The organism is Dietzia sp. NCCP-2495 (assembly GCF_026011735.1).
Lineage (GTDB): Bacteria > Actinomycetota > Actinomycetes > Mycobacteriales > Mycobacteriaceae > Dietzia.
Map to the genome: position 1 here is coordinate 25,272 of NZ_BRVN01000004.1, position 17,245 is coordinate 42,516.

Here is a 17,245-nt window from a genome sequence, read left to right on the forward strand (position 1 = left end):
CCCCGGCTATTCCGCGGTCCGCCGCCGCTTCAACTCGCGCTCCGGGTCCGACGCATAGAGCCACGACTCGGCCGAGCCTGGCCGCTCCAGCGCGTGGCCGACCAGGATGACCGCCGCCTGGCGCAGGCCGGCGGACTCGACGGAGTCGGCGATGTCGGCCAGCGTGCCGCGCAGCTCGACCCGGTGCGGGCGGCTCGCCTGGGCCACCACCGCGACCGGGCAGTCCGCACCGTGTGTGGGGAGGAGCCGCTCGGCCAGCTCCCTGATTCGGGTGATGGCCAGGTGTAGCACCAGGGTGGCGCCGGTGGCGGCGAAGTTCTCCAGCGCCTCGGAATCCGGCATGGCAGTGGACCGGGCCTGCACGCGCGTGAGCACCACGGACTGCACCACCTCGGGCACGGTCAGCTCCACCCCCAGCTCGGCCGCGGCCGCCGCGTAGGCGGGCACGCCCGGCACCACGTCCCACGGCACGCCGGCGGCGTCCAGGCGGCGGGTCTGCTCGGCCAGCGCCGAGTACAGCGATGGGTCCCCCGAACACAGGCGCACGACGTCCAAGCTCTCGGCGTGGGCGGCGACGACCTCGGCGATGATGGCGTCCAGGTCCAGGTGCTGGGTGTCCACGAGCCGCGCCTCCGGTCGGCAGTGCTCGAGCACGCCGTCGTCGAGGTAGGTGCCCGCGTACAGGCACACGTCGGCCCGGCGGAGCGCCTCGGCGGCGCGGAGGGTGAGCAGGTCGGCGGCGCCGGGACCGGCCCCCACGAAGTGAACGGTCACGAGCGCTCCTTTACATCTGTTCCGGCACCGACAGCTCCGAATGGATCTGTTCCGGCCGTCGTCTCCGGTGGCTTGACGGCCGCCCACTGGGTCACCGCGCGCGCAGGCGCCCAGCCGGTGAAGCTGCCGATCGCATCGGCGTGTTCCACATGGAACCTGGTCATCTCGCCGCCGAACTCGGCGTGGGTGTCCCACAACGCCTGCTCGGTCTCGACGGTCACCGCGTGCGCGACGAGCCGGCCGCCGGGCGCGAGCGCGTGCCAGCACCGGCGGAGCAGTCCGGGTGCGGTGCCCCCGCCGCCGACGAACACCGCGTCGGGCCGGGGCAGGCCGTCCAACGCCGCCGGCGCCCGGCCCTCCACGACCTCCAGAGCGGGAACCCCCAGGCGGGAGGCGTTGCGCGCGATCCTGGCTGCGCGGGTGGGATCGGCTTCGACGGCGACGGCCCGGCAACTCGGATGGGTTCGCATCCACTCGATGCCCACCGAGCCTGCCCCCGCCCCCACGTCCCACAGCAGGTGCCCCGCCGCCGGGGCGAGCCGGGAGAGCGCGGAAGCCCGCAGGTCACGCCGGGTGAGCTGACCGTCGTTCTCGAAGGCGTCGTCGGGAAGTCCGGGGGCCAGCCCCAGCGCCCGAGGGCCGGCGGCGGTGTCGACGTCATCGTCGTCGTCCCCTCCCCCTCCAGGTGGGTCGTCGGGCGCGCACTCCACCGCGAGCACGTGCAGTGGCGGCACCCGTTCGCCCGCACCCTCGTCTCCACCCACGGCCCAGTCCCGGGCGCGGCACCCGCTGCGTGCCTCTTCCGTGGCGCCGAGGTCGGACAGGATGGTCATCGCGCTGGCCCCGAAGCCCGCGTCACGCAGCATCCGGGCTACCTCGCCCGGGGTGTCACTGTCGGCCGAGAGGACCAGGACCCGGCGGCCCGGGGAGAGCTCGCGCGGGAGCGTGCGGTGGTCCCGCACCACCGCCACGGTCTCGGCGGGCCAGCCCATCCGCGCCCGCGCCAGCGCCACCGAGGACACCGCCGGCAGGACCGTCACGGCCTCGGCGCCGAGCACCTCGATCAGCGTCGTCCCGACCCCCGCGACCAATGGATCACCCGAGGCCAGGGCCACAATCCGCCGTCCCTCGTGCCGGGCGAGGAGCTCCGACACACCGGTCCGCAATGGCCGCGGCCAGGGCTCGCGGACGGCCGCGAGATCGTCGGGAACCATCGCCAGATGACGCTCGCCACCGAGCAGCACCTCGGCCTCCCACACGGCTCGCCGGCGCACCTCATCGAGACCTGCCCAGCCGTCAGCGCCAATGCCCACCACGACCACCTGTGCGTTCATGAGCCGGAAGACTACAGCCGACGCCGGAGGCCGCGATGTCCGAGATGGCGGGTAGCATCCGACCACATAACAGAACACCCACAGCACGAGGTGCCCCACGACCCGCCACAGGCGGAGCGGAGGGGAGAATCAGGGAAGCCGGTGAGAATCCGGCACAGGGCCCGCTACGGTGACCCGCGCCCCTCGACGTGCACGTCCGCCACGGCGGCGCCGCATGCCGAGATGAGCCGGGAAGTCCGGAGACCGGCCTCGCGCTGACCCACCTGGCAGACGAGAGCGGGAGCCCCCATGCCACAGCACTACCCGTTCAGCGCGGTCGTCGGATCGGACGACATGGCGCTGGCCCTCATCCTCACCGCGGTGTCCCCGGCGGTCGGCGGCGTCCTCATCCGCGGCGAGAAGGGCACCGCCAAATCCACCATGGTGCGCGCGCTCACCGGCGTGCTGCCGCCCATCGAGGTGGTCTCCGGGGACCGCTTCTCCTCGGCCCCCGACGACCGCGGCGCCGAGACCCCTGACGGCCGGATCCCCGCCGACGCGCCCACCGAGGAGCGCCCGGTCCGACTGGTGGAGCTGCCGATCGGCGTGGCCGAGGACCGCATCACCGGGTCTCTACACCTGGAGAGCGCGCTGAGCGACGGGGTGATGGTGTTCGAGCCCGGCCTGCTCGCACGCGCCCACCGCGGACTGCTGTACGTGGACGAGGTCAACCTCCTGCACGACCACGTAGTGGACCTGCTTCTGGACGCCGCGGCGATGGGCCGGGTCACCGTGGAGCGCGACGGGGTCTCGGTCGAGCACGCCGCGCGGTTCGTGCTCATCGGCACCATGAACCCCGAGGAGGGCGAACTGCGGCCGCAGCTGCTGGACCGTTTCGGGCTCACCGTGGAGGTGGCCGCGCCGCGCGACCCCGGACTGCGGGCGGAGGTGGTGCGCCGCCGCATCGCGTTCGAGACCGATCCTGCCGGGTTCGCCACGTCCTTCGCCGCTGACGAGGCCGCGCTGGCCGAGCGGATTGTCGCCGCGCGCGAGCTGGTCGGGCGGGTGCCGATGTCGGAGTGGGCGCTGGCCACCATCGCGCGGGTCTGCGCCGGGTTCGACGTGGACGGCATGCGCGCGGACATCGTCACCGCCCGCACCGCCGCCGCACACGCCGCGTGGCAGGGGCGGGAGCAGATCACGCGGGAGGACATCCGGGTCGCCGCGCGCATGGCGCTGCCCCACCGCCGCCGGCGCGCACCGTTCGATGCGCCGGGCCTCGACGAGGACCTGTTGGAGAGGTTGTTGGGCGACGACGACGAGCCCGACCCCGATCCCGACACCCGACCGGATCCCGACACCACTGATTCCGCAGACACTTCTCAGGACCAGCACGACGACGAGGGCGGCGCCCGGACTGAGGGCGGCCAGGAGGCGGACAGCGCTGAGGCCGGAGCTGCGTCGGATCCCGCGGAGGTCCCCGCCTCGTCGACCGCCAACGCCGACGCCGACGAGGACGATACAGAACCAGCGGCCGACGCATCGCCCGATTCCTCCCGACCGGATGCCCACGGCGAGGACCGCTCCCCCGCCGACACCGCTGGCTCCGGGACGCCCGGCTCCGGGGTCCCGGGTTCCGCCCCGCCGGGCACAGTGACCGCTGCCGCGGACCCGTACAGGACCCGGCTGTTGTCGGTGTCCGGAACCGGCCACGGCGCGGCCGGCCGCCGCTCGCGGGCGGTGACCAGCTCGGGTCGCCGCATCGGCTCCGGCGAGTTCACCGGAGCTGACCTGCATCTGCCCGCCACCATCCGGGCCGCCGCGCGGTGGCAGGCCGTCCGCGGCCGCGCCGGCGGCGTAGAGGGCGGCAGCGCTGGCAGAACAAGCGGCGGCCGGCTCCTGCTGGAGCCGACCGACCTACGCTCGGCCATACGGGAGGGTCGCGAGTCCAACCTCGTCCTGTTCTGCGTGGACGCCTCCGGCTCGATGGCCGCCCGGCGGCGGATGGAGCAGGTCAAGACCGCCATCCTTTCGTTACTGCTCGACGCTTACCGCCGCCGCGACACTGTGGGCCTGGTGACCTTCCGCGGGTCGGGCGCCGAGGTGACGCTGCCGCCCACCTCCTCGGTCGACATCGCCGCGACCCGCCTGGCGGAGCTTCCCGCCGGGGGACGCACACCGCTGGCGGAGGGTCTCCTGGCCACCGCGGAGGTGCTGCGGGTCGAGAGGGTCCGGGATCCGCGGCGGCGGCCTCTCGTCGTCGTCGTCACCGACGGCCGCGCCACCCACGGCCCGGACGCCCTCGCCCGGTCCCGCCACGCGGCGGCCGGGCTGGCCTCGCTCGGCACTACATCTGTCGTGGTGGACTGCGAGACCGGGCGGTTCCGGATGGGCCTGGCCGTCGAGCTCGCCGCGCACCTGGGCGCCGAGCACGTGCCGCTGGGCGAGGTCACCGCCGAGGGGTTGGCCGACGCCGTCCGCGCGCGCACCCACACCGGGCCCGCGGCGCAGCCTGGTGCCGACCGCGGCGCGGACCCCGGCGGCCACTCCGCCCCCGGCGCCGGCGCGCCGCACCCCGCCGACATCCCCTTCACTCACCGCTCCACTCCCCAGAACGAGGTGGCCTGATGCCCAAGGGACAGCCGCTTTCCGTGCCCGACGACGGGCTCAGCACCCGCCAGCGCCGCAACCGGCCGCTGGTCATGGTCCACACCGGGCCCGGCAAGGGTAAATCGACCGCCGCGTTCGGCCTGGCGATGCGCGCGTGGAACCAGGGCTGGGACATCGGCGTGTTCCAGTTCGTGAAGTCCGCCAAGTGGAAGATCGGCGAGCAGAACGTCTTGGAGCGGCTCGGGCAGCTGCACACCGAGACCGGTGAGGGCGGGCCCGTCGAGTGGCACAAGATGGGGTCGGGCTGGTCGTGGCGGCGCAAGGAAGGTACCTACGAGGACCACGCCGCCGACGCCGTGGAGGGCTGGAACGAGATCAAGCGGCGGCTCGCCGAGGAGCGGCACGACCTCTACCTGCTCGACGAGTTCACCTACCCCATCAAGTGGGGCTGGGTCGACGCGCAGGAGGTGGCCGACACGCTCGCCTCCCGGCCCGGTCGGCAGCACGTGGTGATCACCGGCCGCGACGCCGCGCCGGAGTTGCTCGAGGTGGCCGACCTCGTGACCGAGATGGGCAAGGTCAAGCACCCCATGGACGCCGGACAGAAGGGCCAGCGGGGCATTGAGTGGTGAGGCGGGCCGTGCTGCCGGCGCGACGCCGGGTCGCTTCGCGGGCGGCGCGGCGCAGGGCGGCGGCGTGACCCGATGAGCGTCGACCTGCCCCGGTTCGTCGTGGCCGCGCCCGCCTCCGGGCACGGCAAGACCACCGTCGCCACGGGACTGATGCTCGCGCTGCGGCGTGCCGGCCTGCGGGTCTCGGGCCACAAGGTGGGCCCCGACTACATCGACCCCGGCTACCACACCCTCGCCACCGGGCGGCCCGGCCGCAATCTCGACCCGCACCTGGTGGGCGAGGACCGGATCGTGCCGCTGCTGCTGCACGGCGCCTCCGCGGACGGGCCCGGCTCGGCTTCCGCGCCCGGCCCCGCCGACGTCGCCGTGATCGAGGGCGTCATGGGCCTGTACGACGGCCACATCGGCGGGGACGGTTTCGCCTCCACCGCCCACGTCTCCACGCTCACCTCGAGCCCCGTGATCCTCGTCGTGGACATCTCTCACGCCTCCCGCAGCATCGCCGCCGTGGTGCTGGGCATGGCCACGTTCCACCCGGACGTCCGCATCGCCGGCGTCATCCTCAACAAGGCCGGCTCGCAGCGGCACTCCGACGAGGTCCGCCGCGCTCTACAGCCGTTGGGCATCCCTGTCCTGGGCGTCCTCCACCGCGACGACGACGTCTCCGCCCCCTCCCGCCACCTCGGACTGGTCCCGGTGGCGGAGCGCCCCGAGGCCGCGCGCTCACTCGAGCACCTGGCGGACAAGATCGCCTCGTCGATCGACCTCGACGCCGTCATGCGCATCGCGCGCAGCGCATCGCCCCTGGTGGGAGCACCGTGGGACGCACGTGCGGCGCTGCCGGGGGTCGATGGTGGTGACGACGACAACGGTAGGCAGCCCCTGGGAGGTGCACTGTCGCTCAACGGCTTCGACCGCGCTCGCCCAGTCGTCGCCGTCGCCGGCGGCCGGGCATTCACCTTCCGCTACACCGAGACCGTCGAACTCCTCGAGGCCGCGGGCTGCGAGGTTCAGGTTTTCGACCCGACTGCCGACGAGGCGCTGCCGGCGGGGACCTCGGGCATCTACCTGGGGGGCGGGTTCCCGGAGGTGCACGCCGCGGAGCTCAGCGCCAACGCACCGCTCCGGGAGTCGCTGAGGTCGGCGATCGCCGAGGGCGTGCCGACCGTCGCCGAGTGCGCCGGGCTGCTGTACCTCTGCCGGACCGTCGACGGGGCGCCCATGGTCGGGGCCATCCCCGCCGACGCCGCGATGGCGCCCCGGTTGACGCTGGCCTACCGCCGCTCGACCGCGCCCGCAGACAGCGTGCTGGCCGCCGCCGGCACCGAGGTCACCGGCCACGAGTTCCACCGGACCGCGGTCACCCCGGCAGCGGGCGGATCGGGTGCGTCAGGCGCGTCCGGTGATCTGGGAGCCGCGGCTCCCGCTGCTGTTGCCGCTCCCGCGTGGACCAGCGCCGCCGGCCCCGAGGGCTTCGCCGGCCCGACACTCCACGCCTCGTACCTGCACACCCACTGGGCTGGGCACCCGGCGCTGGCCGCGCGCTTCGCGACGCACGTCCACCACTTCGCCGGCGCAACCCCCCGGCTGCAAGACACGCCCACGCGGTAGCAAGACCCAGGTTGCGAAATCGGGCGCGATTAACGAACAGGGTGTCGGGCAACCGGGTTGGCATGTCTTGCAACCGGCTGCAGGTTGCAGCCGGCGCAGGTTGCAGCCGGCGCAGGTTGCAGCCGGCGCAGGTTGCAGCCGGCGCCGGCTACGATCGGGAGCCGGGAGTGCGAGGACCGCTCAGGCGGTGGCGGCCCACTCTACGGCCTCGGCGGCCGTGTCGACCACCGTCACGCTGGACGGCGGGCCGGGGCGGCGCACCACGACCACCGGAATGTCCGCGGCCGTCGCGACCGCCATCTTGGGCCACGTCAACGCGCCGCCGGAATCCTTGGTGACCAGCACATCGATCCCGTGGCTCTCCATGAGCTCGCGCTCCCCGGCCTCGGTGTAGGGGCCCCGCGCGCGCAGCACCTGCCACGGCTCGGGCAGCGGATGCTCCGGGGGATCGACCACCCGGACCACGGCCGGGACATTGGCGAGCGGTCCGGTGAAGCGGTCGAGCGACTGCCGGCCGACGGTCAGCAGCGGTCGGCGGCCGAGTCTGGCGGTGGCCTCGGCGGCGGCGTCGTGCCCGTCGACCCAGTGCCAGTGCTCCGCGCCGGGGGCCTGCGACCAGCCCGGACGCTCGAGCCGCAGCAGCGGGACCCCGGCGGCCCCACACGCGGAGGCGGCGTTGCCCGAGATGACCCGCGCAAATGGGTGCGTGGCATCCACGACCGCACGCACGCCCGACTCCCGCAGATAGCCGGCAAGGCCGTCGATTCCCCCGAAGCCTCCGATCCGGACCTCACCCACCGGCAGCCGCGGCGCGGACACCCGTCCCGCGAGAGAGGACACCACCGGCACCCCGGCTTCGACCAGCAGTTCCGCGAGCGCCCGCGCCTCTCCGGTCCCGCCGAGGATCAGCACCGGACGTCCCGCCATCGCCGGTGATTCGGTTCCTATGCTCATCGACTCGCCCCCGGCTCGAGCAGGCGCAGGTCGGGCGCCCCGGCGCGGGCCAGTTCGAGGATCGCGTCCAGGTCGAGGTACTCCTCGGCGAGGTCGGCGAGCAGGTCCAGCCGCGCCTCCCGCGCCCGGCCGAAGCCCGCCCCCGACGCCTCGCGCGCCCCGCCGGCCCGCCCGTGAGGCGCACCACCGGCCGCAGCGGAGCGAGCCACCTCGGCCAGGAACGCGCTGCGGAAACCGTCCGCCTCCAGCGTGCCGTGCCACATGGTGCCGAACACCCGACCCCGCCGGGCCCCGCCTATGAAATCGTCGTCGTCGTCACCTGGGGTGATCCGTCCGTGGTGGATCTCGTACCCGGCCACGTCCTGCCCGAACTCCCGCCCGGTGGGCAGTCGCAGCACCTTCTCCGCGGCGAATCGCGTGGTCAGACCCAGCAGGCCGAGACCGTCGACGAGGGCGCCGGAGCGTCCCTCGGTGCCGTCGGGGTCGGCGATCGTACGGCCGATCATCTGGCAGCCGCCGCAGATCCCGAGCACCGCGCCGCCGCGCTTAACGTGTGTAGAGAGCGCGTGGTCGAGGCCCCGCGCGCGGAGCCAGTCGAGGTCGTCGAGGGTCGCCCTGGTTCCGGGGACGACGACGAGGTGGGCCCCGGCGAGGTCGCGGGGCTCCGTGACGAACTGCAGCTCGACGTCCGGTTCGAGCCCCAGCGCGTCGACGTCGGTGAAGTTGCTGATGCGCGGCAGCCGGATCACCGCGACGCGCAGGGGGGCGGTCGCGGTGCCGGCGGACGCAGGGTGCTGCCCGTCCGCTGCGGCGTCGGACGACGTGGCGGGCCCGGTGGCGCGGGGGGCGGGAACGGCGAGAGCGTCCTCGGAATCGAGCCAGAGGTCGGGATGCCACGGCATCACCCCGAGCGTGGGACGACCGGAGAGCGCCTCGAGCTCCCGCAATCCGGGCGTGAGCAGGGTGGGATCGCCGCGGAACTTGTTGAGCACGAACCCCGCAACCAGCCGTTGGTCCGCGGCTTCGAGCAGGGCGACGGTGCCGAACAGGGCGGCAAAGACGCCGCCGCGGTCGATGTCGCCCACCACCACGACCGGCATGTCGGCATGGCGGGCCAGGCCCATGTTGACGTAGTCGCTGCGGCGGAGGTTGATCTCGGTGGGGCTACCGGCGCCCTCGCAGATCACGAGGTCGTGGCGGGCAGCGAGGTCGTCGTAAGCGGCGAAGGCGGTCTCGGCCAGGTGCGCGCGGCCATCAATGAAATCGCGGGAGGACACCGAACCGGCCGGCTGTCCCAGGACCACGACGTGGCTGCGGCGGTCGCCGCCGGGCTTGAGCAGGACCGGATTCATGGCGGGTTCGGGCTCTACACCTGCCGCGACGGCCTGGATCCACTGCGCCCGGCCGATCTCGCCGTACCCGCCGGGCGCGGCCGGGCTGCGGACCACCATCGAGTTGTTGGACATGTTCTGCGCCTTGAACGGCGCCACCTTCAGTCCGCGGCGGGCGAACGCACGGCACAGCGCGGTGACCACCACGGTCTTGCCCGCGTCAGAGGTCGTACCGGCGATGAGCAGGGAAGAGGCCACGTTCGTCGACTCTAGTCCCTCGGATCGTCACGCCGTGAGGGAGTTCGGGCGTGACACACCAGCGGCATACAGATCAGGGTACGACCGCTCCGGCGACTTCGAGATCAGGGCACGACCGCTCCCGCCCATCCGCGGTCAGGGCACGAGCACCGTGCCACCGCAGCCGCCGTACGGGTTGCTCTCCGAGCCGGTCGGGATCTGGAACAGGCCCAGGGAGAAGGTCGGGAGGAACGCACCGACCTCGTCAGCGGTCATGCCCCACTCGATGGTTCCGGGACCGGTGTCGACGATGACGCCGCGACCCCGACCGCCTCCGATGTCTATCCGCCCGAGCATGGACTGATCCACAGTCCCCTCCGCCCCGGTGTCCCTGGTCGGAAGACTGCGCGACGGCGGCGGGGGCGCCCATCGACAAGGCGAGCCCGACGGCGGCGGAGACGGCGAGTGTCCTTCGGCGAGGGCGGTACGACATGGTTTCACTATCTCGCCAGGGCTGAACGGGGGCACGAGATTTCACCGGCGACCTTCAATTGTGGCCGCATTGACACCTCCGACCGTGGCCGTTGAACCGACATCACGCCCAGATGGACACCCGTACGAGTCCGCATCCACGATCAGGCCGCCTCACCCGACGGCATCGCCGGTGGTATCACCGCTGGCATCACCGGCGACACCCCCGCATCACCGCCGACATCGCCGGGGGCACGCCCGCACCGCCTCCGGCACATCCGCCTCCCGACCTGTCAATGAACCCTTGACGTTGTCGTCGTTGTCAATCTACCCTTGACGCGATGGCCACGTACTTCGACACCGCCCTCACCACCGACCTCGACCCCGCCGTCCAGGCCACCCACGCCGCCGCGGTCAATGCCACCTACACCCAGGCCCAGCAACTCCTCGGCCCGCAGCCAACCGACGCCGCAGACGCCGAGAGCTGGAACGTTGCCGTGCAGATCCTCGCGTTCCGCATCGAGCACGCCGCGGGCTACGACGCGTTCGGCTCGGTCCTGGGCCTCCGTCGCTGGGGCGTGACCTGGGAGACCATCGGCAGCGCCGCCGGCATCAGCCGCCAGGCCGCGCACGCCCGGTGGGGCCAGCAAGTCCGTGCCACCCTCGACCCGTACGGGACCGGCGAGATGGGCGGGCCCGTGGCGAACGACGAGGCCGACCTCGCCTGAACCGACCTCGCGCGCCCCACCGCACAGGGTAGGAAGGCCCCATGGCCACACATAGTCAGCCCGACCGCACGCCCACCGTCACCGGAATCGACCACTGCGGCAACTCGCCGCGCATGGCCCTCACCGCCGACTTGGTCGTCGCCTGGGCCAGGGGAGGAAACGACGACGACGTCGTCGGCACCCGGCTCGCCGACGATGTCTCCCATACCGTCCTGGGCCCCGGAGCCGCCGACAGCTCCCACGGCGCGGAGGCGGTCGCCCGGTCATTCCGGGCCCCGGGCGAGGTCGAACGGCTGACCGTCCACGGACTGCTGAGCCACGGCAAGGAGTCCGCTTGCGACGGCACCCTGACCCTGGCCGACGGGAGCGAGGTGGATTTCGCCCACCACTTCTCCTTCGCGTCCGCCGGTAAACAAGCCGGGCTCCGCTCGATCCGGACCTACCTGGTCCCGCGCGCCGCCTAGCGACGGACCCGCGTATCGGCGGCGGTCCCGGCGCCCCGAACCCCGTCAGCCGTCACTCCGGTCAGCGTTTCCCCAGGACAGTAACTCGGAAAACGTACCGGAGTGACGGCTGACGGATTTCTGGGCGGCGCGGAAGATCCGGAGCGGCGACGGTGCGGGGAAGCGCCAGTGCAGGCAGACCGCCGCGTAGGTAGTCGGCGGCGGCCGGGACTGCTAGAAGACGTCGATCCCCAGCGCCCGGCGCGCCCTCATGTCCCACAGGGCCGCGGTGTAGAGCCTGCGCAGGGGCGTGGGGATGACGCGGTCGCATCCGCGCGCCACGGTGTGGATCCTGCGCTTGCGACGCAGGTCGGACGGGGTGATCTCCCAGCCCATCTTCTCGCGGGCCCGACCCGGAACGCCGAAGCGCGTGTACGAGTGGTGCACGGGACCGACGGTGCGGTGCAGGAGGCTGCCCGAGCCTGCGAGCTTGCCGTCGAGCGGGCCGAACTCGCAGAGGTCGTCGAGCATCGCGCGGACCGGCTCGTCGATGGTCGCCTCCTCCATGCCCTCAGCGAACACCCGCTCGTACTCGTCCCACGTGGCGGGCCACGCCTCGGGGCGGACGTTGAGCACGGTCGCGAGCGGCTCCCCCAGCCCGAGCACGTGCTCGCGCTCGGCGGCGGACAGCGGCCGGTAGAGGAGCTCGAACTGGTCCACGAAGAACCGGATGAGGCACAGCGCGACCCACAGCTGGAGCTTCTGGGAGTTGCCCGAGTAGCGGACCGGCGAGTCGGACGTGGAGACCACCTCGTCGTGGATCCGCTTGACCTCCTCGTGGATGAACCGGCGGTCCTCGGCGCTACCGAGAGTGGCCACGGCCAGGTAGAGCGCGGTGGTGCGGGCCCGCTTGATGGGGTGCCGGTCGACGCGCCCGGACTCCACGCGACTCTCCACAACCCCGTGGCCGACGCCCGGGTTGGCCAGCTGCATCACGACATTCGCCCCGGCAAGCCACGGCCACAGCCCGCTGGACAGGTCGAGGAGGGAGTCGATCTGCGTGAGATCCCGCTCGGCGGGGCGACGCCGGACGAGGAAGCGGTCGAGGCGCGCCCGTGCGGCGGAACGGGCGGTCGTGCCCCCGCGCGCGAGGGCGCCCGGGGACTGCGTTGATCCGCTGTTCGACCCGGTCGGGCCGGGCAAGCTGGCGTGAGTGTGTACCGCGGTCATCGGCGTCCCTCCTGGACGGTGCGTGAGTCCTCGGGCGGGTGCCCGGGTCCGATGCCCTCACGGTAGACCCCCACACGCCATCTGAGCAAGCATGTAGTCAGATTGGTTCTGGCCGCGCCCCCCGTTCGCCCCGTTGCTAGTGTCTGATCGGCAACCACCGGACGAGCAGGACGGAACCACCACGGCCATGGCAGCGCAGGGCAAGCAGGGACGCGTCTACGGCGGCCTGTCCTCGGCCGATCGCGAGGCACAGCGCCGCCAGAGCCTGTTGGACGCGGCGATCGACCTGCTCATCGCCGGAGAGAAGCTCACCGTCCGCGGCGTGTGCGCCCCGACCCGCCTGACGTCCCGCTATTTCTACGAGAACTTCCGCTCCACGGACGAGCTCGCCGACACCGCGTACAACACGTGCGTCGCCGAGCTCGCCATGGCCGTGACCGAGGCCTTCGACGCCCCGTCGGGCCTGGAAGCGCAGATCGCCAACGCGATGACCGTGATGGTGACGAGCCTGGACGCCAATCAGCGGGCCGCGCACATCCTGTTCTCACACCGGATCACCAATCCGCTGATCCTGCGCAAGCGCCAGGAGTCGACCGCCTTCTTCGCGCAGATCACCGCGATCACGGCCGGCGACGCGACGCCGGCGGGGATCGACGCGGTCCAGGCCGCTCACTTCGTGGTGGGTGGGGTGACCCAGTTGCTGTCGGTGTGGCTCAACGAGGGTGACAAGAAATCCGACGACGACGACAACGCCGGTCCCGCACCACTCGACGGTCCCGCGGTGGCCGAGCTCGCCACCACGATGATCACCGCGCTGGCCACTCAGCTCGCCGGTGGGCAGGAGACCGACTGACTGTCCGTGAGGCCAGTCGGTCCACGAGGCTAGCCCGTTCCGTGAGGCCAGTCCGGTCCGCGATGCCCTCGCGTCCCGTGAGGTCAGTCCGTTCCCTGAGCTCAGTCGGTCGCTGTGGGATCGAGCTCCGGCAACCGATCGGCGCCCCAGCTGCGGTGCAGGTACCCCACGGCCGCGTCGATCTCCTCGGTCGTCACCGATCCGGTCTCGCCGGGTTCGAGTGGATCGAAGTGGAAGATGTACAGCCTCGAGGCGAACTGCTCGAACGGTAGTGACGATTCACCGAACCGCTCGCCGTGGCCTGCGGTGCTCACCACGACGGAGTCCCCCCAGTCCTGACCGCTGTCGTTGTTGGGGTTGAAAAAGTAGACCCGCATGGTGCCCTCGGGGTCCAGCGCGGCCCGCAGGATCGTGATGGCGTGCCAGCCGACGAACCTCGCGGAGCTGTCTGTCACGGCGACGCCGGCGGGCTGCGGGTGGATGAGCGGCTGGTTGCCGTTGTGCAGCGGGTGGTAGCTGCCGTAGAAGTGGCGGAGGAAGTCGTTGACTCCGGTGAGTCGTCCGGTGGCCACGTCCACGATGATCCGGAATCCGCGGGCGGCCCACCAGCCGTGGAATTCCGGGTTGACCCAGCGGTGCGGGTCGCCCTCGCGGTCTGCGCACAGGCGCCCCATCTCGGCGTAGATGCGGTCGAGATGCGGCACCACGAGTAGGGACACCGGGTCCAGGTCCACGGGCAGTGTGGCCGCGAGTCCCGCGTCGACCTCCTGCGAGGAGATCGGCCGCCCCTCAAAATGCATCACCAGCTCGTCGTCGCGGGCGGCGCGGGCGATGGTCTGCAGCAGGTAGTCGGGGTCGTTGTACGCCCACATCGACAGCGCGCGGGCGGACTGGCAGGTCGGATTGTCGCCCTGACCCACCCCGAGCGGCTGCCCGAGCATGGACAGGGTGCCGGCCAGCAGCCAGACGCGTCCCTCGTGTGCGTTCCCGTATGCGAGTGCCAGTCGCTCCCGCGCGTGCTCGGACAGCGGCAACGCGAGCTGACGCCACAGGCCGGGCGCGACGGGGGGCTGGAAGAGGATCCCACGTTCCAGGAGCAGTGCTAGCCCGTACACGGCCTGCGGCGTCTCCGGATGTACGGCGGCGTCGATGAGCGCATCCACCAGGGAGTGGAAGGACAGCAGACTCTCGCGCCCCGTGCTGGACAGTCCCAGCGCCTCCACCATGAGGAGGCTGCCCGATTCCCGGAGGAACCGCAGCAGCACCGGGTGATACGGGGAGACGAGTCCGGTGTCGTGCATCGATCGGGCGAAACCGGCCGCCTCGTACTGGAGATCGCCCTCGTCCATCGACTCGAGTCGTGCGCGGTAGACGTCCACCCCGGGATCTTCGCGGCTCGCCTCGGTGGTGCCGTAGATGCTCGTGATGAGGCGGTCCACCCCCACGCCGCCGCGGCTCATGTCCATGTCGGGGTCCTGGCGGGCCACGTCGATCTCGGAGATGGTCTGCTTGATCTGTTCCACCTGGATCGGCCGCTGGCGCAGGATCCGCCAGATCTCCTCGACCAGTTGGTCCAGGACACTGTCGAGGCCGATCTCGTGGGCGAGGTGCCTGATCGCCGAACGGGTCACCGTGGCCATGCGACCCTGCCTGGTCCGTTCGGCCTCGCTGGCCGTGGTGAACAGCAGCGAGGCGTTGTGCGCAAGGACCTCACTGAGGTGCCCTCGAGCCTGCTCCGCGCTCACGTCGGCGTGGGTGTGTTCGCCCAATGCCACGGCCGCCAGCCGGAGGTCACTGACGATCTCCATGACGACCGTGTCCGCTTCCGCGCTTCCGAGCGATCCGGTACTGAGCGCGGGCACCAGCGATCCGGGGCTGGCCCAGTCGGTGCCGTCGAACAGGCCGGCGGACTCGAGTCGCGCCGCGCGGTCCTGTACTGCGCGGGCGCCACCGTCCTGCAGCAGGACGAGGCGCAGCCCATCCAACACTCGACGCATGGCGGTGGCCTTGCCCAGTCCGCCGGCGTCGGCGAGCGCAGTGGTGGCGTCGTCGAGCGAGTCCAGACGCTTCTCGAGCACCTGCACGTTTCCGGTCACCGGCCACCACTCCCGTCTGCGCGTGCCGACTGAGGTGCACACGACATCATTTCCCGTTCCCGGTACCGTACCCGCGCCCACCCTGCGCACGGTCGGGCGTGGTGCCCGGTCGGGTCACGCTGACCGCGCTGGCGGCCGAGCGCGATCCCACAGCTTGGCGAGCGCGATCGCGCGGTACGCCGAGCGCGATCGCCCGGCTCGGCGCCGCTGCGCGACGACCTCACACGTAGAAGTCGAGCTCCTCCTGCCGGGAGAGAACGGAGCGCATCTCGTATGCGTCGTCGCCGAAGAAGTACACCAGTCCCCAGTGGGTGCCGAACGCGGTGCGCTTGGTGACGGTCTCCTCCAGCGGGGCGCTGAGCTCGTGGGACTCGAAGTACGGGTGGTCCTCGGTCTCCTCCGGGATCTCGAGCTCCGAGACAACGCGCCGCCGCGGGTAGACGCCGAAGCATCCGGCGTGCCCGGTGGCGTCCACGACCTCGCGTGGGAAGAAGTCGGCGATCTCCTCGGCGGTGGTCTTGGGATCGAACGACAGGACGAGACCCTGGTAGGCGTTGAACCCGTAGGCGCGCTCCAGCAACTCGAACACCTTGAAGCCCGGCGGCCGGTAGGCCACCTCGCCGAAGTACATCTCGCCATCGCTGGTGACGAAATACTCCGGGTGTACGAACCCGAACTTGATGTCGAAGGTCTTGATGAGCTTCTCGATCTGCCGGGTGATCTCGGGCCGGTACTTCTCCAGTTCCGGCGAGGCGGGCACGAACACGGAGTAACCGAGTCGCACGTACTCGGAGATGTTGAGGAAGACGATCTTGCCGTCGTGGACCCAGGCCTCAACGGCGAACTCCCAGCCGTCGAGGTGAGATTCCATCAATACGGGAAATTCTTCCTCCGGAATGGAGTCGATCTCGTCCGGAGTGCGGATCACCCGGTGCCCCAGGCACCCGGCCTTGTCGAAGGCCTTGAGGTGGATCGGGTCGTTGGGGTCGCCGTCGAGCTTGAGCAGGGTCTGGTTGACCCGCTTGAGGAAGCGGATCACGTCGTCACGTTCGTGCGCCTCCTCGAAGATGCCCACACGGATACCGCCGAGTTGGGCGCGACGCTTCATCAGTGCCTTGTCGCGCAGCAGTAGGGATTGTCCGTAGAGAGTCGGATTGTCCATGAGCATCGAGTTGATGGCGCCGGCCCATTCGACGGTCTCCTCGAACAGGGGAATCGCCACGTCGACTCCCATGTCCTTGAGTGTCTCGGCGATCTCCATGGACCGGTCGTTGAGACGCTCGAAGTTCCAGGGGACGTACGGGATCCCGTGCTCTCGGCAATAGTCCTCCGCCCAGTCCGGGGCCACCACGACGTATCGACGGTCGAACCGGTCCACCGCGTCCACGGCGCCGGGCGCCCACCCGAGGAGTGCGACGAAACCCTTGTCCGGATCTCGCTGGTCGATTTTCGGATCGAAGGTGCTCGGCCGTGTGTGCTCGGCCGACGTGTGGTCTGTGGCTGCCGTCTCGTGTGCTGTGGCGGATGAGATCAAACCTGTATTCCTCCTCGGTGCGGGCGCTGCTGGGACTCCCAAAACTACCCACGAGGTCACCTGATGCAAGGGCCCGGAGACCGCCACCACGAGCAGCGGGTCGACTCTCAGTTGATGCTCAGCCGCGTCGGGTTCCCGCGCCCCTTGCGGGTGAGGGCCGGGCAGGCCTAGCGCCGATTCGGTCGGCAACACCGTGGCCGACGATGGTCTCTCCGGAGGGCAGCACCCCCATGTCCCGCGTTCGCATCCACAACTACTTCGTCTCGCTGGACTATCTGCACGTCGTGGTGGTCCCGGTGACGCTCGGGGAGGGACAGCGCGCCTATCCCGACGGGCTGGATCTCTCCGAGCGGTTCGATCGGGAGTTCCTCTCCACGCCCACCGGTCGCACGCACCAGTTGTGGAACCGGCGAACGTAGGAGTTCCGG

15 protein-coding genes and 1 riboswitch are annotated in these 17,245 nt (G+C 71.4%); of the genes, 7 read left to right on the top strand and 8 right to left on the bottom strand.

Annotated elements, in window-relative coordinates; translation table 11 throughout:
- Window positions 1-6 precede the first annotated feature (6 nt).
- Window positions 7-774, bottom strand: a complete 768-nt coding sequence (locus OPF83_RS05600; protein WP_264886251.1) for a cobalt-precorrin-4/precorrin-4 C(11)-methyltransferase — start codon at window positions 772-774, stop codon at window positions 7-9.
- A complete protein-coding gene (gene cbiE / locus OPF83_RS05605; RefSeq protein WP_264886253.1) occupies window positions 771-2,108 on the bottom strand; it encodes a precorrin-6y C5,15-methyltransferase (decarboxylating) subunit CbiE in 1,338 nt (445 codons plus the stop codon). The genes OPF83_RS05600 and cbiE overlap by 4 nt, the downstream gene beginning before the upstream one ends.
- A 71-nt stretch (window positions 2,109-2,179) precedes the next feature.
- A riboswitch (cobalamin riboswitch) is annotated at window positions 2,180-2,375 on the top strand.
- A 21-nt stretch (window positions 2,376-2,396) separates the two neighbouring features.
- Between cbiE and OPF83_RS05610 the strand changes: the two genes are divergently transcribed.
- From OPF83_RS05610 to OPF83_RS05620, 3 genes are all read left to right on the top strand, one after another.
- Complete coding sequence (locus OPF83_RS05610) at window positions 2,397-4,715, top strand: magnesium chelatase subunit D family protein (RefSeq protein ID WP_264886254.1); 2,319 nt, start codon at window positions 2,397-2,399, stop codon at window positions 4,713-4,715.
- Entirely contained in the window at window positions 4,715-5,329 is a 615-nt protein-coding gene (cobO, locus tag OPF83_RS05615) for a cob(I)yrinic acid a,c-diamide adenosyltransferase (protein WP_264886255.1), read from the top strand. The genes OPF83_RS05610 and cobO overlap by 1 nt, the downstream gene beginning before the upstream one ends.
- 72 nt (window positions 5,330-5,401) lie before the next feature.
- Entirely contained in the window at window positions 5,402-6,940 is a 1,539-nt protein-coding gene (locus tag OPF83_RS05620; RefSeq protein WP_264886256.1) for a cobyrinate a,c-diamide synthase, read from the top strand.
- Window positions 6,941-7,120: 180 nt separating this feature from the next.
- Here the strand turns inward: OPF83_RS05620 and OPF83_RS05625 are convergent, their stop codons facing one another.
- From OPF83_RS05625 to OPF83_RS05635, 3 genes are all read right to left on the bottom strand, one after another.
- A complete protein-coding gene (locus tag OPF83_RS05625) occupies window positions 7,121-7,894 on the bottom strand; it encodes a cobalt-precorrin-6A reductase (protein WP_264886257.1) in 774 nt (257 codons plus the stop codon).
- Window positions 7,891-9,483 (bottom strand): cobyric acid synthase, encoded by a 1,593-nt coding sequence (locus OPF83_RS05630; RefSeq protein WP_264886258.1) that lies wholly within the window; start codon window positions 9,481-9,483, stop codon window positions 7,891-7,893. Before OPF83_RS05630 ends, OPF83_RS05625 begins: the two co-directional genes overlap by 4 nt.
- A 135-nt stretch (window positions 9,484-9,618) precedes the next feature.
- A complete protein-coding gene (locus OPF83_RS05635; RefSeq protein WP_264886259.1) occupies window positions 9,619-9,831 on the bottom strand; it encodes a hypothetical protein in 213 nt (70 codons plus the stop codon).
- Between the two features lie 443 nt (window positions 9,832-10,274).
- Here OPF83_RS05635 and OPF83_RS05640 point away from each other — a divergent pair, with 443 nt between their 5' ends.
- Together OPF83_RS05640 and OPF83_RS05645 are read left to right on the top strand one after the other, a co-directional pair.
- On the top strand, window positions 10,275-10,661 hold the full coding sequence (locus tag OPF83_RS05640; RefSeq protein WP_264886260.1) for a hypothetical protein: 387 nt from the start codon (window positions 10,275-10,277) through the stop codon (window positions 10,659-10,661).
- A 41-nt stretch (window positions 10,662-10,702) separates the two neighbouring features.
- Entirely contained in the window at window positions 10,703-11,125 is a 423-nt protein-coding gene (locus OPF83_RS05645; protein ID WP_264886261.1) for a hypothetical protein, read from the top strand.
- Between the two features lie 213 nt (window positions 11,126-11,338).
- Here the strand turns inward: OPF83_RS05645 and OPF83_RS05650 are convergent, their stop codons facing one another.
- A complete protein-coding gene (locus OPF83_RS05650; RefSeq protein WP_264886262.1) occupies window positions 11,339-12,334 on the bottom strand; it encodes an oxygenase MpaB family protein in 996 nt (331 codons plus the stop codon).
- 187 nt (window positions 12,335-12,521) lie between these two features.
- On the opposite strand from OPF83_RS05650, the gene OPF83_RS05655 reads away from it, so the two are divergent.
- Window positions 12,522-13,187, top strand: a complete 666-nt coding sequence (locus tag OPF83_RS05655) for a TetR/AcrR family transcriptional regulator (protein WP_264886263.1) — start codon at window positions 12,522-12,524, stop codon at window positions 13,185-13,187.
- A 101-nt stretch (window positions 13,188-13,288) separates the two neighbouring features.
- On the opposite strand, the gene OPF83_RS05660 is transcribed toward OPF83_RS05655, so the two are convergent.
- Both OPF83_RS05660 and OPF83_RS05665 read right to left on the bottom strand, forming a co-directional pair.
- The gene (locus tag OPF83_RS05660; protein WP_264886436.1) at window positions 13,289-15,184 is read right to left on the bottom strand and encodes a hypothetical protein; all 1,896 of its coding nucleotides are present in this window, start codon (window positions 15,182-15,184) and stop codon (window positions 13,289-13,291) included.
- A gap of 319 nt (window positions 15,185-15,503) precedes the next feature.
- Complete coding sequence (locus OPF83_RS05665) at window positions 15,504-16,817, bottom strand: acetyl-CoA carboxylase biotin carboxylase subunit family protein (protein ID WP_309297743.1); 1,314 nt, start codon at window positions 16,815-16,817, stop codon at window positions 15,504-15,506.
- A gap of 203 nt (window positions 16,818-17,020) precedes the next feature.
- Here OPF83_RS05665 and OPF83_RS05670 point away from each other — a divergent pair, with 203 nt between their 5' ends.
- Complete coding sequence (locus OPF83_RS05670) at window positions 17,021-17,236, top strand: hypothetical protein (protein ID WP_264886264.1); 216 nt, start codon at window positions 17,021-17,023, stop codon at window positions 17,234-17,236.
- Window positions 17,237-17,245: the final 9 nt, after the last annotated feature.

Coding starts and splice junctions, on each gene's coding strand:
- cbiE (WP_264886253.1), bottom strand. CDS start 2,108: ATGAACGCACAGGTGGTCGTGGTGGGCATTGGCGCTGACGGCTGGGCA.
- OPF83_RS05610 (WP_264886254.1), top strand. CDS start 2,397: ATGCCACAGCACTACCCGTTCAGCGCGGTCGTCGGATCGGACGACATG.
- cobO (WP_264886255.1), top strand. CDS start 4,715: ATGCCCAAGGGACAGCCGCTTTCCGTGCCCGACGACGGGCTCAGCACC.
- OPF83_RS05620 (WP_264886256.1), top strand. CDS start 5,402: ATGAGCGTCGACCTGCCCCGGTTCGTCGTGGCCGCGCCCGCCTCCGGG.
- OPF83_RS05625 (WP_264886257.1), bottom strand. CDS start 7,894: ATGAGCATAGGAACCGAATCACCGGCGATGGCGGGACGTCCGGTGCTG.
- OPF83_RS05640 (WP_264886260.1), top strand. CDS start 10,275: ATGGCCACGTACTTCGACACCGCCCTCACCACCGACCTCGACCCCGCC.
- OPF83_RS05645 (WP_264886261.1), top strand. CDS start 10,703: ATGGCCACACATAGTCAGCCCGACCGCACGCCCACCGTCACCGGAATC.
- OPF83_RS05650 (WP_264886262.1), bottom strand. CDS start 12,334: ATGACCGCGGTACACACTCACGCCAGCTTGCCCGGCCCGACCGGGTCG.
- OPF83_RS05655 (WP_264886263.1), top strand. CDS start 12,522: ATGGCAGCGCAGGGCAAGCAGGGACGCGTCTACGGCGGCCTGTCCTCG.
- OPF83_RS05660 (WP_264886436.1), bottom strand. CDS start 15,184: ATGCGTCGAGTGTTGGATGGGCTGCGCCTCGTCCTGCTGCAGGACGGT.
- OPF83_RS05670 (WP_264886264.1), top strand. CDS start 17,021: ATGGTCTCTCCGGAGGGCAGCACCCCCATGTCCCGCGTTCGCATCCAC.